Below are 15,345 nucleotides of genomic sequence, written 5' to 3'. Positions count from 1 at the left end.
CCGGCTACGCGGAGGAAGACCCCGAAGCGGATGCCGCAGACGCGGGGAACCCGACAGTGAAGGTGGTGTCTCCCGGTTCCGATTCCACCTCGATCACTCCGTGGTGGCCTTCCACGATCGCCTTGGCGATCGCCAGGCCCAGCCCGGTGCCACCTGTCTGGCGAGCACGGGAGCTGTCACCGCGTGCGAAGCGGGCGAAGAGCTCTTCGCGCACCGCGGGATCGATCCCCGGGCCGTTGTCATGCACGCGAATCACCGCGGCATCGCCCTCCCGCGCAACGCTCAGCGTGATCTCGGTGCCAGCCGGAGTATGCGTGCGTGCGTTCGCGAGCAGATTCGCCACCACCTGATGCAGGCGGCCGGCGTCGCCGACCATCACGACGGGCTCGTCGGGCACCTCGATGTTCCAGATGTGGTCGGGCGCGGTCGGCCGAGCATCGGAGAGGCCCTCCAGGGCCAGCTGGGTGAGGTCGACGGATCCGTAGACGAGCTCCTGGCCCTCATCCAGGCGAGCGAGCAGCAGCAGGTCTTCGACGAGCCTGGTCATGCGCAGTGACTGGGCCTGGATGCGCTCGAGCGCGGTCTCGGTGCTGTCGGCATCCGGCCCCTGATCCTGTCGCGGTCCCTGAGCCTGTCGCGGTCCCTGAGCCTGTCGAAGGGTCCGCAGCGAAAGCTCGGAATAGCCGCGGATGGATGCCAGCGGAGTGCGCAGTTCGTGGCTGGCATCCGCGACGAATTTGCGCATCCGCTCCTCATTGCGCTGCCGCGCGGCGAGGGAGTCGTTGACGTGGTCGAGCAGCTTGTTCAGCGAGGCTCCGACCAACCCGGTCTCCGTGCGCGGGTCGGCTTCGGACGCGGGCACGCGCTCCGTGATCTCGACCTCACCACGATCGAGCGGCTGGTTGGCGACACGGGTCGCTGTGCCGGCCACTGCACGCAGGGGCCGGAGGCTGAATCGGATCGTCACTGCTGTCGTCAGCGCGAGCAGGATGAGACCACCGAGGGTCGCCAGGGTGATCACGGTCAGAAGCTGCGCCATCGTGCTCTGGATGGCATCCCGGGGCAGGCCCGTGACGACGGTGATCTTGCCGGAGAACTGGGTCACCGATGTCTCGGTCACCGCCAGCTGATACGACCCTCTGTGGGAACCCTCCAGCGCGATGGCCCCGGTTGCACGACCGCTCAGCGCCTCGTCGATGGCGACGAGCTGCTCGTCGGTCAGATCCTGGACTTTTCCGGAGCTGTCGACCAGCACACCGCTGGCTCCGCTGTCGGGATCCGCGATGGCCAGCAGGAGGCCGGTCGCGGGTGGTGCGACATTCTCCATGGCTGCTTGGGCGGTCAGGGGGACGTTCTTCACCGCTGCCGGAACCGACGCCTGTGTGACGAGGCTGGTCGTGCGGATCGACATCGACCTGACCTGTTCCGCGAGCTGGCCCTCCAGCGCCGTGCCGAGCGTTGCGCTGGTGATGATGGCGACGATGATGAGGATGAGTGACACGAACCCGATCACGGCGGCCATGAGCCGCGTCTGCAGCGTCCACGGCCGGGATGGTTCGGGTGTGGTCACTGCGGAGCCTTGATCATGTACCCGACGCCGCGGACGGTGTGCAGCAGGGGAGTGCGACCCGCATCGATCTTCTTGCGCAGATACGAGATATAGAGCTCGACGACGGATGATTTGCCGCCGAAGTCGTAGCTCCAGACGCGATCGAGGATCTGTGCCTTCGAGAGCACCCGTCGCTCATTGCGCATGAGGTAGCGCAGCAGCTCGAACTCCGTTGCGGTCAACTCGATCTCGTCGCCGGCGCGTTCGACCTCGTGACTGTCCTCGTTCAAGGTCAGGTCGCCGACGCGCAGGATCGACTGTCCCTCGTCGGATGCGGCGAGTCCCGTGCGGCGGATGATCGCGCGCAGCCGCGCGATGACCTCTTCGAGGCTGAACGGCTTGGTGACGTAGTCGTCGCCGCCGGCCGTGAGGCCGGCGACGCGATCGCCCACGGCATCCTTCGCGGTGAGGAACAGCACCGGCACGAGATTGCCGGATTCGCGCAGGCGGCGCAGCACGCTCATGCCGTCGAGGTCGGGCATCATGATGTCGAGCACGAGGGCATCGGGCTCGAACTCTCGAGCGACCTGCAGTGCCTCCAACCCCGAGGATGCTGTGCGCACCTCCCAACCCTCCATGCGCAGAGCCATCGCCAGGAGGTCCGTGAGCATCTGCTCGTCATCCACGGCGAGGATGCGCAGCGGCGAGCCATCAGGGCGGTGCAGTTCGGGCAGGTCAGCGGTCATGTCACCATTCTGAGGAATCAGCTATGGGATTTCTATGGAAAGGACTATGTCTGACCTGTGAATCGCAGTGCGCTCAGTGCGTGTCGACGGCCTCGATCTCGGTGCGGTCTCCGGACCACAGCGTGTGGAAGGTGCCGTCCTTGTCGACGCGCTTGTAGGTGTGGGCGCCGAAGAAATCGCGCTGCCCCTGCACGAGGGCTGCGGGCAGGCGGTCGGCGCGGATGCCGTCGTAGTAAGACAGCGACGAGGAGAACGCCGGTGCGGGGATGCCCGCGGTCGCGGCGGCGATGACCACGCGACGCCATGATGCCTGTCCGCGGCCGAGTGCTTCGGCGAAATACGGGGCGGACATCAGCAGCGGCAGCTCTGCGCTCTCGTTGTAAGCGTCGGCGATGCGGTTGAGGAACTGGGCGCGGATGATGCATCCTCCGCGCCAGATCTTCGATACGGCTCCGAGGTCGATGTTCCACCCGTATTCGGCGGCCCCGGCACGGATCTCGTCGAATCCCTGCGAGTAGGCGACGATCTTCGAGGCGTAGAGGGCGAGGCGGACGTCCTCGATGAACGCGTCGACATCGTCGACCGTGAACGTCTCCGAAGGGCCGGGGAGGTGCGTGGCGACAGCGCGCTGCTCGGGGTGGGAGGACAGGGACCGGGCGAAGGTGGCCTCGGCGATGCCGGAGACGGGGACGCCGAGGGCGAGGGCGGTCTGCACGGTCCAGGCGCCGGTGCCCTTGGCTCCTGCCTGGTCGAGGATGACATCGACCAGCGGCTTGCCGGTTTCGGCGTCGGTCTGACGGAGCACCTCGGCGGTGATCTCGATCAGATAGGACTCGAGCTCGCCGGCGTTCCATTCGGCGAAGATGTCTGCGATCTCGGCCGGGCTCTTGCCCGTTCCGCGGCGGATGAGGTCGTACGCCTCGGCGATGAGCTGCATGTCGGCGTACTCGATGCCGTTGTGGACCATCTTCACGAAGTGGCCGGCGCCGTCGTGCCCGATGTGCGTGACGCAGGGCTCGCCCTCGGCGACTGCGGCGATGGACTTGAGGATCGGTCCGAGAGTGACCCAGGACTCGTCGGAACCGCCGGGCATGATCGAGGGTCCGAGGAGCGCGCCTTCTTCACCGCCGGAGATCCCGGCGCCGACGAAGTTGATGCCCGTCTCGCGGACGGCCTTCTCGCGGCGGATCGTGTCGGGGAAGTAGGCATTGCCGCCATCGACGATGATGTCGCCGGGCTCGAAGACCTCGACAAGCGAGTCGATCACGGCATCTGTGGGACCGCCGGCTTTGACCATGATGATCGCCGTCCGCGGCTTCTGCAGGCTGTCGGCGAACTCCTGATACGAGAACGCGGGAACGAACTCGGCCTCAGGGTGCGTCGCGATCAGCTCGTCCGTCTTGGAACGGCTGCGATTGAACACCGCTACCGAGTTCCCCTCGCGAGAAGCGAGGTTGCGGGCCAGATTCGACCCCATGACGGCGAGTCCAACGACTCCGATATTCGCAGATGCTTCGGGCACAGATTGCTCCTCGATCGTGAAGTGGGATGACTTCAGATTATCGCGGTCACGAGGAGACGTTGCATTCGTGACATCCAGTGCACGAACGTGGGTTGCGGGTCAGTCCTTGCGGTAGCTGGTGCGCCCCATGGAGAACAGCGCACCGATGGTGCAGACGGTGGCGCCCAGGGTCATCGCCCCGATCAGCCACAGGATCACGTGTGAGAGGAAAGTGCCGTCGATCATGCCGGACTCCAGTTTCTGATGCGGGTGTGTGCGTGCGGTGAAGCACCGAGTTTCAGCCTACCGCCTGATCAGGTACCATAGAGGAGTTCCTCGGCGAGGGATGCTTCGCGTGCGCGGCATCCGTAATCGACGCGGCGAATCAAGCCTCGTGGCTTTTTCGCACGTCTGCGTCCGGGAAGCCGACCACAAGACCACCACGCGGCGAGCAGTTCGCCGTGTGCCCCGAAGGAGAACCAATGTCTGAGGACACCAAGGTCCACGCCGAGGTCCGCGCAGAATTCGGCAAGGGCTTCGCCCGCCGCCTGCGCGCTGCCGGCAAGATCCCCGCCGTCATCTACGGCCACGGCACCGAGCCGGTGCACGTCGCGCTTCCTGGCCACCAGGTCTCGCTCATCATCCGCCGTGCGAACGCGCTGCTCGAGCTCGACATCGAGGGCAAGAGCCAGCTCGCTCTCGTCAAGGACGTGCAGCGGGATCCGGTGCGTCAGATCATCGAGCACATCGACCTCCTCGTCGTGAAGAAGGGCGAGAAGGTCCAGGTCGAGGTCCCGATCTTCACCAGCGGCGAGTCGTTCTCCGGCACCGTCGTCTCCGTCGAGGTCACCACGATCAAGCTCGAGGTCGAGGCGACTCACATCCCGCAGCACCTCGAGGTTTCCGTCGAGGGCCTGGAAGAGGGCGCGCACATCACCGCCGGCGAGGTCAACCTGCCCAAGGGCGCATCGCTGATCGATGACCCTGAGCTGCTGCTCGTCACCGTTTACGTTCCGGCCGCTGAGGTTGAGCCTGCCGCGGACGAAGCCGCTGCCGCTGAGGGCGAGGCCGCACCGGCCGCCGAAGAGGCTGCTGCAGAGTAATTCAGCTGCTCACTGCAGAGGGGACGCGAGATGATCGCGTCCCCTCTGTCGTATCCTGGCCAGTCGTATCCTGGCGATGTCGAGAGAAGAGAGACGCATGGCTGACACCTGGCTGATCGTCGGACTGGGCAACCCCGGTCCTCGGTATGAGACGACCCGTCACAACGTTGGTCAGCTGGTCGTCGACGAACTCGCAGCCCGTCGAAGTGAGACGTTTCGCGAACACAAGGCCGGGGCGCGCGCGATCGAGACATGGCTGGAGCCGGGTGCGGACAAGATCGTCCTCGCCAAGCCGAACTCGTTCATGAACGTTTCAGGGACGCCGGTCGCCGCGCTGGCGCGGTTCTACTCGGTCCCCCCGGAGCGCACCGTCATCATTCATGACGAGCTGGACATCCCGTTCGACACGCTCAAGCTCAAAACCGGTGGTGGGCACGGCGGGCACAACGGCGTCCGCGACGTTGCCAGCGCGCTCAGCACGGCAGACTTCCCGCGTGTGCGCGTCGGCATCGGGCGTCCCCCCGGGCGCCAGGATGCTGCCGACTGGGTGATCTCGCCCTTCAGTAAGAACGAGCGCGAGTCGCTGCCCGTGCTCGTCTCGGACGCCGCTGACGCCGTCGAGCTGCTGGTCTCAGAGGGGCTGCTCGCCGCACAGCAGAAGCATCACGCTCCGCGCTGACTGCGCTGCCGACGCATGCGCCGGCGGGTTATGAGAACTGCGACACGGCGCCGGAGCCCGCGCCGCTGGCCAGTGTGATGCTGAGAACGATGAAGAAGATCATCGGTCCGATCACGCCGAGGATCAGCGCGATGACTCCCCACACGCGTCCCTGACGCTTCGCGATCGCCATGATGCCCAAGACGATGGCGGCGATCCCGGCCAGGGTGCCGACCCAGAATCCGATCTCGCCCATCAACACCTGGTCGCGCACGGGGGAGAGGGCCGCGAGGTCGGATGCCGCGGAGTCGATCTCATTCGCGATCGACGGGAGACGGAATCCGATCTGGTAGCCGGCCACGCCCGCGATGATCGGCATCACGATAGCCGCGACGATCGAGCACACGAACGCGATCACGCCGAGTACAGCAGATTTCGGCGCTGTCGGCTGTGGGCCTCCCGGCTGCGGGGCCTGGAAGGGCCCGGCCGGAGAGTTGTATCCACCGACGGGCGCGCCATATCCACCGACGGGAGCGGCATAGGCTCCCGGAGGCGCCTGATAGGCCGGATTCTGGTACGCCGGTGCCGGTGGCTGCGCCGGTGGGGCCAGGTAGTGCTGCCCCTCCGGCGCGGCGGGAATCGGCGGAACCGGGTTGGACGGCGGCGGAGGAAGCTGCGGATCTGTCACGCCCCCATCTTAGAGGGCAGGGCAGCTCCGGCAGTCAGACTCGACGGAGCAGGCCCACCCGGTCGTAGACATCGGCGAGGGTGGCATTGGCGACAGCCTCTGCGCGTTCTGCATTCGCAGCGAGGATGCGGTCGAGCTCGGCGGGGTCGTCGAGCAACTCGAGGACGCGCTCGCGCACGGGCCCGAACTCGGACGTGACCACTTCGGCCAGGTCCTTCTTGAAATCACCGTAGCCACGCCCCGCGTACTCGTTCTCGAGCGATTCCACTTGGCGACCGCTGAGAGCTGCATAGATGGTGAGCAGGTTCGATACGCCCGGCTTGTTCTCGCGGTCGTAGCGCACGGAGCCCTCGGCGTCGGTCACCGCGCGCATGATCTTCTTCGCCGATTTGGCCGGCTCGTCGAGAAGCCACAGCACTCCGGCATCCGACTCAGCGGACTTCGACATCTTCGATGTCGGATTCTGCAGGTCGTAGATGCGTGCGGTGTCCTTCTGGATGACCGGCTTCGGGATGGTGAAAGTTTTGCCGAATCGCTTGTTGAAGCGCTCAGCCAGGTCACGGGTGAGCTCGACATGCTGCTTCTGATCGTCACCGACGGGGACCAGTTCGCTCTGATAGAGGAGGATGTCGGCGGCCATGAGTACGGGGTAGGTGAACAGACCCACCGAGGTGGAGTCCTGCCCGAAGCGTGCGGATTTGTCCTTGAACTGCGTCATGCGGCCGGCTTCGCCGAATCCGGTGATGGTTCCCAGCACCCAGGCCAGCTCGGCGTGTGCCTGTACGTGCGACTGCACGTACAGCGTGGACTTCGACGGCTCGATGCCCGCGGCAATGTACTGCGCCGCCGTGCGACGGGTCTTCTCGCGCAGCTCTTTGGGGTCCTGAGGGACGGTGATCGCGTGCAGATCGACAACGGAGAAGAACGCGTCGTACGAGTTCTGCATGTCCCGCCACTGCAGCAGCGCCCCGATGTAGTTGCCGGCCTGCAGAGAGTCGGCGGAGGGCTGCATTCCTGAGTAGAGACGAGGCTTGTTCACAGCTCCAATCCTACGGGCACCCAGGATCAGTACGAGTAGTCGACCACCACGGGCGCGTGGTCGCTCCAGCGTTCTGCATAACTGGCGGCACGGGCGACGCGGTAATCGATGACACGCCCGGCGAGGGCGGGTGTTGCGAGGTGGTAGTCGATGCGCCATCCGGTGTCATTGTCGAAGGCCTGCCCACGCGCCGACCACCATGTGTACGGGCCATCGACCTCGCCGTGGAACCGGCGCCCGACATCGACCCAGCCGAGCCCCGTGCCGACCGTGCCGTCGACACCGGTCACCTCGGTACCGGCCTCGCCGAGATAACGATCGAAATAGGTACGTTCTCGGGGAAGGAACCCGGATTTCTTGCGGTTGCCGCGCCAGTTCTTGATGTCGAGCTCGCGATGACCGACGTTGAGGTCACCGGTGACGACGGCGAATGCGCCATCGCCCCCGAGCTCTGACAGCCGCGTATCGAAGGCGTCGAGGAACTTCCACTTCTCGTCTTGCTTGGGAGTGTCTGCTTCGCCGGAGTGCACATAGGCGCTCACGATTGTAAGCGGCTCGTCACCGAGCAGAAAATCTCCCTCGATCCAGCGGCCCTTCGAATCGAAGTCGTCCGCGCCGAAGGCGGTACGCGAGGCGAGAGCAGGTGTCCGGCTCGCGATGGCGACGCCAGCGCGACCCTTCGTCGTCGCCTCGTCGTGAATGATCGACCAGCCAGGGAGGGCAGCTGCGAGATGGTCGTCCTGTGCGCGCACCTCTTGCAGGGTGAGCACATCGACCTCGGCAGCATCGAGCCACCCGTTCATGCCGTTGCGGACCGAGGCCCGGATTCCGTTGACGTTGACCGAAGCGATACGCAGATGAGGCATGGAACCAGCCTAACGAGGGCCGGTGACATCCCCCGATTCGGTCTCCTCGATCGCCGCGGTGAGCGTCGCTTTCGCATGGCGCACGGCACGTCGGGCGAAGGGACGTCGATACCATCGCGCTTCGGCGTACGCGTCGCGTGCACGTCGCAGCTGCACGCGTGCGGCGAGTACCAGCGCCTCTTGCTCCGCGAGGCGAGCGGCCGCTTCGTCCGTGATCTCGAGGGGATGGTCGTTGTCAGCGGCGGTCACCGCTATCCATGACGCTGCGACGAGGATGACGCTCGAGAGAAGCCGGCACCACAGCAGCAGAGCGATGATCACGGCGAACGAGGCGAGGAGCGGGTTGCTGGGCACGCGTGTGAGCAGCGCGCCGGCGGTGAGCTGGAGAAGCACCATCGCACCCGCGCCGATCAGGGAGGCCGGCCAGATGAAGCGCCATCGTAGATCTGCGCCGACGAGGAAGCGGACGAGGCTCGCGAGCGCTCCCGCGTCGATCACGAACGCGCTGACGATCCACAGTCCTCGCCCGGTACTGGACAGCAGCCAGGTGTTCTTGTCCCACTGGAACAGATCGACCAGCGAGTCCAATGCCCACGAGCTGAATGTGCTCAGTGCCGCGCCGGCGACGAGCGCAAGTCCGAACATCACCCCGGCGAGCAGATCGCGGGCTTTGAGGATCCAGTACGAGCGCGTATCGAAGGGCAGTCCGAAGATGTCACGGATCGCGCGACGCGTGAAGGTCACCGCGGAGATCGCCGTCCATGCGGCGAAGCCCACGGCGATAGCACCGGTGATCGTCAGCAGGCTGGTGCTGCTCTGTGCGATCGTCACTACGTCTTTTTTGCTGAGCAGACCCGATGTCCCGATCAGTCCGGGCAGGTAGCTGTTGACCAACTGGATGAGGACATCGATCGCGCGCGAGCTGGCGCCGAGCCAGAGTCCGACGCCGGCAAAACTCACATAGAGCGCCGCGAACAGCGAGAACAGGACGTAGTAGCTCATCCCTGCCGACAGCAGGAATCCATTCCCGCGGAGGAACCCTCGCCACACCCGAACGGGGAAGGTGGCGAGAGTGCGATCCTTCAGATCGGTCGCGCGCTCGATGGGCTGTTCGAATCGTTGACGCAGGGGGACGCGATCTTCGGACACGTTCTCACCCCTCTCGGCGAACGACCTCCCCACTCGGGGGAGTAGGGCAGTCTCAGACGCGGCCGCGCAGGACCGCCTGCTTGACCTCGGCGATCGCCTTGGTGACCTCGATGCCGCGGGGGCACGCCTCGGTGCAGTTGAAGGTCGTGCGGCAGCGCCACACGCCCTCCTTGTCGTTGAGGATGTCCAGGCGGGCGTCGCCGTTGTCGTCGCGCGAGTCGAAGATGAAGCGGTGCGCGTTGACGATGGCAGCCGGTCCGAAGTACTGACCATCCGTCCAGAAGACCGGGCACGACGAGGTGCACGCCGCGCACAGGATGCACTTGGTGGTGTCATCGAAGATCGCGCGGTCCGCGATCGACTGCACGCGCTCCTTGCCCTTCTCCGGAGTGGAGTTCGCCACGAGGAAGGGCTGCACCTCGCGGTAGGAGGCGAAGAACGGCTCCATGTCGACGATGAGGTCCTTCTCGAGCGGCAGCCCCTTGATCGCCTCGACGTAGATCGGCTTCGAGATGTCGAGGTCCTTGATCAGCGTCTTGCAGGCGAGGCGGTTGCGACCGTTGATGCGCATCGCATCCGAGCCGCAGATGCCGTGCGCGCACGAGCGGCGGAAGGACAGCGAACCGTCGACCTCCCACTTGATCTTGTGGAGCGCATCGAGGACGCGGTCGGTGGCGAACAGCTCGACGTCGTAGTCGACCCAGCGCGGTTCGGCATCCTTCTCGGGGTCGAATCGGCGGACGATGAACGTGACGAGGAAGGACTGGACGGCCGGATCAGCGGCGGCAGGAGCCTCTGCGACAGCATTCGACATGGTCAGTACTTCCTCTCCATCGGCTGGTAGTTGGTGATGACAACCGGCTTCCAGTCGAGTTTGATGTGGTCGGACGGAGTTGACGAGTGCGGGTCACCCGTGAGGTACGCCATCGTGTGCTTCATGTACTTCTCGTCGTCGCGCTTGGGGAAGTCGTCGCGCATGTGGCCACCGCGGCTCTCCTCACGGTTCTGCGCGGCGTAGACGACGACCTCGGCGATGTCGAGCAGGAAGCCCAGTTCGACGGCTTCGAGCAGGTCGGTGTTGAAGCGGTGTCCCTTGTCGTCGACGTAGACGTTCTTGTAGCGCTCGCGGAGCTCCGCGATGACGCCGAGCACGTGCTCGAGCGACTCGTGGGTGCGGAACACCTGAGCTCCGAGGTCCATCTCGTCCTGGAGCTTCTTGCGCAGCACGGCCACGCGCTCGGTGCCGTTGCTGTCGCGCAGCTGCTCGAGCAGGCCCGAGACGAAGGCCGCCGGGTTCTCGGGGAGCGGCACGAACTCCGCGGTCTTGGCGTAGGCGACGGCGTTGTTTCCCGCGCGCTTGCCGAACACGTTGATATCGAGCAGTGAGTTGGTGCCCAGGCGGTTCGAGCCGTGCACAGAGACGCACGCGCACTCGCCGGCGGCGTAGAGGCCCGGGACGATGGTGTCGTTGTCGGAGAGCACCTCGGCGTTGTTGTTGGTGGGGATGCCGCCCATCGCGTAGTGCGCGGTCGGCATGACCGGAACCGGCTCCGTGACCGGGTCCACACCCAGGTAGGTGCGCGCGAACTCGGTGATATCCGGCAGCTTCGTCTCGAGGACTTCGGCACCGAGGTGCGTGCAGTCGAGATACACGTAGTCCTTGTGCGGACCAGCGCCGCGTCCGTCGAGGACCTCCTGCACCATGGAGCGCGCCACGATGTCACGCGGTGCGAGGTCCTTGATGGTGGGGGCGTAGCGCTCCATGAAGCGCTCACCGGACTCGTTGCGGAGAATCGCTCCCTCACCGCGGGCACCCTCGGTGAGCAGGATGCCGAGACCGGCGAGGCCGGTCGGATGGAACTGGAAGAACTCCATGTCTTCGAGCGGCAGGTTCTTGCGCCAGACGATCCCCACGCCGTCGCCGGTGAGGGTGTGCGCGTTGGAGGTGGTCTTGAAGATCTTGCCGAAACCGCCGGTCGCGAAGATCACGGCCTTGGCCTGGAAGACGTGCAGCTCGCCGGTGGAGAGGTCATAAGCGACGACACCGGCGACCTGGGTACCGCCGTCCTCGCCTACGACCGTGATCAGATCGAGCACGTAGAACTCGTTGAAGAAGTTGATGCCGAGCTTGACGCAGTTCTGGAACAGCGTCTGCAGGATCATGTGGCCGGTGCGGTCAGCGGCGTAGCACGCACGGCGCACCGGAGTCTTGCCGTGGTTGGCCGTGTGGCCGCCGAAGCGACGCTGATCGATCTTGCCCTCGGGGGTGCGGTTGAACGGCAGCCCCATGTTCTCGAGGTCGATGACCGCGTCGATGGCTTCCTTGGCGAGGATCTCAGCAGCATCCTGGTCGACGAGGTAGTCGCCACCCTTGACGGTGTCGAATGTGTGCCATTCCCAGCTGTCCTCCTCGACGTTCGCGAGGGCTGCCGCCATGCCGCCCTGCGCGGCACCCGTGTGGGAGCGCGTCGGGTAGAGCTTGGAGATCACGGCCGTCTTCGCACCGGGACCTGCCTCAATCGCCGCACGCATGCCGGCGCCGCCGGCGCCGACGATCACGACGTCGAACTGGTGGTAGTGCACACCGTCGCGGACGACGGAATCCTGAGTCTCAGTAGTCACTCTTCAAGCCTTCTCTTCTACTTGCCCAGAGCCTGGCACGACTCCCACAGGGAGCTGGTGTCGGTCACGCCCAGGCAAGGGTCGAATGTGAACACGACGAGTGTGCCGAGGATGATGAGGAGTCCGGCGGCGAGTGCAACAGCGCCGACCAGAGTCTTTCGGACCTTCTCGTGCGTCACGTAGTCGTTGATGATCGTGCGCATGCCGTTGCCGCCGTGGATGAACGCCAGCCACAGCATCACCACGTCCCACCACTGCCAGAACGGTGAGGCGAACTTACCGGCGACGAATGCGAAATCCAGCGCGTGGATGCCTTCGCCGGTCATGAGGTTGACGAAGAGGTGGCCGAAGATCAGGACGATCAGGACGACACCGGATGCTCGCATGAACACCCAGCCCCACTTCTCGAGGTTGACGCCACGGCGACGGCGCGGCTGATCGGTACCGGCTTGTGCGGCGATGGTCTGTGCGGACATCAGTGGCCTCCGCCCATGCTGGAGAATGCGAGTGAGAGGTGGCGGCCGGCAAAGCCCGCCATCAGAACGACCCAGACGGCCAGCACGCCCCAGAACAGCTGACGCTGGAACCGCGCGCCCTTCGACCAGAAGTCGACGAGGATGATGCGGAGGCCATTCATCGCGTGGAACACGATGGCGGCGACGAGCACGACCTCGCCGAGCGCCATGATCGGGTTCTTATACGTGCCGATCACGGCGTCGTACGCCTCGGGGGAGACCCGGATGAGTGCTGTGTCCAGGACATGGACAAGCAGGAAGAAGAAGATGGCGACTCCGGTGATGCGATGAAGCACCCACGACCACATGCCCTCACGACCGCGGTACAGCGTGCCGCGTGGAGCCTTGGACGTGGTTTCCGAAATCGACGGTGTCAAGCGAGTGCCTGCGGACACGGTCGTCCTCCCTATCGGTGCGAGGTCGGCAGCATGTACTGGGTCTGAACCGACCTCAGGGCATGCCCGATCGGGTTCCATCCTATTCCTGTTCAAACGCTGGGAGCGACGAAGGGTGGCCTAACTGTCTTGACGTCGAGATTTCTCCCGCCCGCTACGCTGAACGCATGACCTCGGCCTTCGATGACTTCTACGCAGTGATCCCCGCAGGCGGCATCGGCAGCAGACTGTGGCCGCTCTCCCGTGCGGACGCGCCGAAGTTCCTCCACGACCTCACCGGCTCCGGCAACTCGCTTCTGCGGGATACCTGGGATCGCTTGGAGCCGATGGTCGGTCCGGACCGCATCGCGGTCGTCACGGGCCGCGCGCATCGGGCGGCCGTCGAGGCTGAGCTGCCCGGCATCCAGGACTTGAACGTGTTCCTCGAGTCCGAGCCTCGCGACTCGGCAGCTGCCATCGGGCTCGCCGCCGCGATTCTGCACCGTCGAGACCCGGACGTCATCATCGGCTCGTTCGCGGCTGATCATGTCATCCGCGGACTGCGCACGTTCGAGTTCGCCGTGGAGCAGGCTGTGGCCGTCGCCCGCGACGGATACATCTGCACCATCGGCATCCAGCCGTCGGAGCCATCGGTCGGATTCGGCTACATCCAGAAGGGCGACGAGCTCATCGTGGACAAGGCGCCCGAGGCCGCCACGGTCGTGCGCTTCGTCGAGAAGCCGGATCTCGAGACCGCGAAGGAGTATTACGCGGATCGTTCCTTCTTGTGGAACGCCGGCATGTTCATCTCCCGGGCCAGCGTGCTTCTGGATGAGCTCGCTCAGAACGAGCCGGAACTGCATGCCGGACTCCTCGAACTCGCCGAGGCGTGGGACGACCGGGACAAGCGCGGACCGGTCGTCGATCGGGTCTGGCCGACGCTCAAGAAGATCGCCATCGACTACGCCGTCGCGGAACCCGCGGCCGAGAAGGGGCGACTGGCTGTCATTCCCGGACACTTCGACTGGGATGATGTGGGGGATTTCGCCTCGCTGACCAAGCTCATCAGCAACGGACGCAAGAACGACCTCGCCGTGCTCGGGCCCAGGGCCCGCGTGCTCTCGGATGCCGCCACCGGAATCCTCGTCAGCCAGACTTCCCGCGTGATCAGCCTGATCGGCGTGAAGGATATCGTCGTGGTCGACACTCCTGACGCACTGCTGGTCACGACAGCGGAGCACGCGCAGCGCGTCAAAGGTGTGGTGGAGTCGTTGAAACTCACCGGGCGCGGCGACGTTCTGTAGCACCTGATCCGGGTCTATTGCGAGTTCATAACCATTAACCGTCTGCACTGCTGTCGCGGTGTAACACTGGGTAACTTAGCCGGACGGGGCCTTGCGATCGGCGCAGGCCAGTAGTCGTGGAGGCTTACGTGACCATTTCCACCCGAAAGCGCGCTCTTGCCGCGCTCGTGGCGACCGGCGTCGCCGTCGCACTCGCAGGCTGCGGAGCCGCGCCTGAGGACAACGGCGGCGGTGAAGCCGGCGGGGAGACCATCGACTTCCTGCCCTGCATCGTCTCGGATGCCGGCGGATTCGACGACAAGTCGTTCAACCAGCTCTCCTACGAGGGCGTCGTGCAGGCCGCCGACGAACTCGGCGTCGAGTACAAGAACGTCGAGTCCAACAGCGAGACGGACTTCGCACCGAACATCGAGAGCCTCGTGTCGCAGGGTTGCAACGCGATCGTCTCGGTCGGTTTCGCGCTGTCTGCGGCCACTGTCGAGAGCGCACTCGCGAACGAGGACATCGACTACATCCTCGTCGACGACGCTGCTGACAATGACTTCGACGGCGAGAAGGATGCCGAGAACGTCAAGCCGCTGCTGTACGACACGGCACAGGCCGCTTTCCTGGCGGGCTACCTGTCGGCGGGCTACTCGGAGACCGGCAAGGTCGGCACGTTCGGCGGCATGGAGTTCCCGACCGTGACGATCTTCATGGACGGCTACAAGCAGGGCGTCGACTACTACAACCAGGAGAACGGCACCGCCGTCGAGGTCGTGGGCATGACGTCGTTCACCGGTGGCTTCGACGCCGGCCCCGAGGCCAAGTCGGTCGCGCAGAACATCATCGACCAGGGTGTCGACGTGATCCTGCCCGTCGGAGGCCCGATCTACCAGTCGGCGCTCCAGGTCATCAAGGAGTCCGGTCGTGACATCGCGCTGATCGGTGCGGATGCTGACCTGTTCGTCACCGACCCGACCACCGCCGACTACGTGCTCACCTCGATCCTCAAGGACATGAAGCTCTCGACCTACGAGGCGACCATGAGCAGCGCAGAGGGTGAGTTCGACGCCGAGCCCTACATCGGCACACTCGAGAACAAGGGCGTCGGCATCGCCGACCTCCACAACTTCCAGGACAAGGTGGACCCGGCACTGTGGACCGCTGTGCAGGACCTGCAGGAGCAGATCATCTCCGGTGATGTCACTGTGACGTCGTACCTCGAGTGATCGAGTATTGATGAACGAGG

16 protein-coding genes are annotated in these 15,345 nt (G+C 65.1%); 4 read left to right on the top strand and 12 right to left on the bottom strand.

Annotation, left to right across the window (positions count from 1 at the left end; genetic code table 11):
- Window positions 1–4: 4 nt before the first annotated feature.
- The 4 genes from ACTIAO_RS01520 to ACTIAO_RS01505 all read right to left on the bottom strand — a co-directional run bounded on the left by ACTIAO_RS01520 (window position 5) and on the right by ACTIAO_RS01505 (window position 4,042).
- Window positions 5–1,522 carry a sensor histidine kinase gene (locus tag ACTIAO_RS01520; RefSeq protein WP_441904630.1) on the bottom strand — a complete coding sequence of 506 codons (1,518 nt, stop codon included), beginning with the start codon at window positions 1,520–1,522 and terminating at the stop codon, window positions 5–7.
- Between the two features lie 44 nt (window positions 1,523–1,566).
- Window positions 1,567–2,295, bottom strand: coding sequence for a response regulator transcription factor (locus ACTIAO_RS01515; protein ID WP_441904569.1), 729 nt, complete (start codon window positions 2,293–2,295; stop codon window positions 1,567–1,569).
- Window positions 2,296–2,368: 73 nt separating this feature from the next.
- Window positions 2,369–3,817 carry an NADP-dependent phosphogluconate dehydrogenase gene (gene gndA, locus ACTIAO_RS01510; protein WP_441904568.1) on the bottom strand — a complete coding sequence of 483 codons (1,449 nt, stop codon included), beginning with the start codon at window positions 3,815–3,817 and terminating at the stop codon, window positions 2,369–2,371.
- Window positions 3,818–3,916: 99 nt separating this feature from the next.
- Entirely contained in the window at window positions 3,917–4,042 is a 126-nt protein-coding gene (locus ACTIAO_RS01505) for a hypothetical protein (protein ID WP_441904567.1), read from the bottom strand.
- A 236-nt stretch (window positions 4,043–4,278) separates the two neighbouring features.
- Between ACTIAO_RS01505 and ACTIAO_RS01500 the strand changes: the two genes are divergently transcribed.
- Together ACTIAO_RS01500 and pth are read left to right on the top strand one after the other, a co-directional pair.
- On the top strand, window positions 4,279–4,899 hold the full coding sequence (locus ACTIAO_RS01500; RefSeq protein ID WP_441904566.1) for a 50S ribosomal protein L25/general stress protein Ctc: 621 nt from the start codon (window positions 4,279–4,281) through the stop codon (window positions 4,897–4,899).
- 97 nt (window positions 4,900–4,996) lie between these two features.
- On the top strand, window positions 4,997–5,578 hold the full coding sequence (gene pth, locus ACTIAO_RS01495; RefSeq protein WP_441904565.1) for an aminoacyl-tRNA hydrolase: 582 nt from the start codon (window positions 4,997–4,999) through the stop codon (window positions 5,576–5,578).
- A gap of 28 nt (window positions 5,579–5,606) precedes the next feature.
- Here the strand turns inward: pth and ACTIAO_RS01490 are convergent, their stop codons facing one another.
- From ACTIAO_RS01490 to sdhC, 8 genes are read right to left on the bottom strand one after another with little or no spacing between them, the layout of a single operon-like run.
- The gene (locus ACTIAO_RS01490; protein WP_441904564.1) at window positions 5,607–6,245 is read right to left on the bottom strand and encodes a hypothetical protein; all 639 of its coding nucleotides are present in this window, start codon (window positions 6,243–6,245) and stop codon (window positions 5,607–5,609) included.
- Window positions 6,246–6,279: 34 nt separating this feature from the next.
- Window positions 6,280–7,284: a tryptophan--tRNA ligase gene (gene trpS / locus ACTIAO_RS01485; RefSeq protein WP_441904563.1), complete on the bottom strand. Its 1,005-nt coding sequence runs from the start codon at window positions 7,282–7,284 to the stop codon at window positions 6,280–6,282.
- Window positions 7,285–7,310: 26 nt separating this feature from the next.
- On the bottom strand, window positions 7,311–8,150 hold the full coding sequence (locus ACTIAO_RS01480; RefSeq protein ID WP_441904562.1) for an exodeoxyribonuclease III: 840 nt from the start codon (window positions 8,148–8,150) through the stop codon (window positions 7,311–7,313).
- Window positions 8,151–8,159: 9 nt separating this feature from the next.
- Entirely contained in the window at window positions 8,160–9,299 is a 1,140-nt protein-coding gene (locus ACTIAO_RS01475; RefSeq protein WP_441904561.1) for a YihY/virulence factor BrkB family protein, read from the bottom strand.
- A 52-nt stretch (window positions 9,300–9,351) separates the two neighbouring features.
- Window positions 9,352–10,113: a succinate dehydrogenase iron-sulfur subunit gene (locus ACTIAO_RS01470; RefSeq protein ID WP_441904560.1), complete on the bottom strand. Its 762-nt coding sequence runs from the start codon at window positions 10,111–10,113 to the stop codon at window positions 9,352–9,354.
- 2 nt (window positions 10,114–10,115) lie between these two features.
- Window positions 10,116–11,921, bottom strand: coding sequence for a succinate dehydrogenase flavoprotein subunit (gene sdhA, locus ACTIAO_RS01465; RefSeq protein WP_441904559.1), 1,806 nt, complete (start codon window positions 11,919–11,921; stop codon window positions 10,116–10,118).
- A gap of 17 nt (window positions 11,922–11,938) precedes the next feature.
- The gene (gene sdhD, locus ACTIAO_RS01460) at window positions 11,939–12,397 is read right to left on the bottom strand and encodes a succinate dehydrogenase, hydrophobic membrane anchor protein (protein WP_441904558.1); all 459 of its coding nucleotides are present in this window, start codon (window positions 12,395–12,397) and stop codon (window positions 11,939–11,941) included.
- Entirely contained in the window at window positions 12,397–12,831 is a 435-nt protein-coding gene (sdhC, locus tag ACTIAO_RS01455) for a succinate dehydrogenase, cytochrome b556 subunit (RefSeq protein ID WP_441904557.1), read from the bottom strand. Before sdhC ends, sdhD begins: the two co-directional genes overlap by 1 nt.
- A 167-nt stretch (window positions 12,832–12,998) precedes the next feature.
- Here sdhC and ACTIAO_RS01450 point away from each other — a divergent pair, with 167 nt between their 5' ends.
- Both ACTIAO_RS01450 and ACTIAO_RS01445 read left to right on the top strand, forming a co-directional pair.
- Window positions 12,999–14,114, top strand: coding sequence for a mannose-1-phosphate guanylyltransferase (locus tag ACTIAO_RS01450; RefSeq protein ID WP_441904556.1), 1,116 nt, complete (start codon window positions 12,999–13,001; stop codon window positions 14,112–14,114).
- Between the two features lie 128 nt (window positions 14,115–14,242).
- Complete coding sequence (locus ACTIAO_RS01445) at window positions 14,243–15,325, top strand: BMP family lipoprotein (protein ID WP_441904555.1); 1,083 nt, start codon at window positions 14,243–14,245, stop codon at window positions 15,323–15,325.
- Window positions 15,326–15,345 lie beyond the last annotated feature (20 nt).

The sequence above is a fragment of the Microbacterium sp. genome (assembly GCF_052099035.1).
Taxonomy (GTDB): domain Bacteria; phylum Actinomycetota; class Actinomycetes; order Actinomycetales; family Microbacteriaceae; genus Microbacterium.
Note: the sequence above shows the minus strand (reverse complement) of the source record. Positions and strands in the feature narration are given on the sequence as shown.

Excerpts from the sequence above, each read along its gene's own strand:
- ACTIAO_RS01520 (WP_441904630.1), bottom strand. The coding sequence starts at position 1,522 with ATGGCCGCCGTGATCGGGTTCGTGTCACTCATCCTCATCATCGTCGCC.
- ACTIAO_RS01515 (WP_441904569.1), bottom strand. The coding sequence starts at position 2,295 with ATGACCGCTGACCTGCCCGAACTGCACCGCCCTGATGGCTCGCCGCTG.
- ACTIAO_RS01505 (WP_441904567.1), bottom strand. The coding sequence starts at position 4,042 with ATGATCGACGGCACTTTCCTCTCACACGTGATCCTGTGGCTGATCGGG.
- ACTIAO_RS01500 (WP_441904566.1), top strand. The coding sequence starts at position 4,279 with ATGTCTGAGGACACCAAGGTCCACGCCGAGGTCCGCGCAGAATTCGGC.
- pth (WP_441904565.1), top strand. The coding sequence starts at position 4,997 with ATGGCTGACACCTGGCTGATCGTCGGACTGGGCAACCCCGGTCCTCGG.
- ACTIAO_RS01480 (WP_441904562.1), bottom strand. The coding sequence starts at position 8,150 with ATGCCTCATCTGCGTATCGCTTCGGTCAACGTCAACGGAATCCGGGCC.
- ACTIAO_RS01470 (WP_441904560.1), bottom strand. The coding sequence starts at position 10,113 with ATGTCGAATGCTGTCGCAGAGGCTCCTGCCGCCGCTGATCCGGCCGTC.
- sdhD (WP_441904558.1), bottom strand. The coding sequence starts at position 12,397 with ATGTCCGCACAGACCATCGCCGCACAAGCCGGTACCGATCAGCCGCGC.
- ACTIAO_RS01450 (WP_441904556.1), top strand. The coding sequence starts at position 12,999 with ATGACCTCGGCCTTCGATGACTTCTACGCAGTGATCCCCGCAGGCGGC.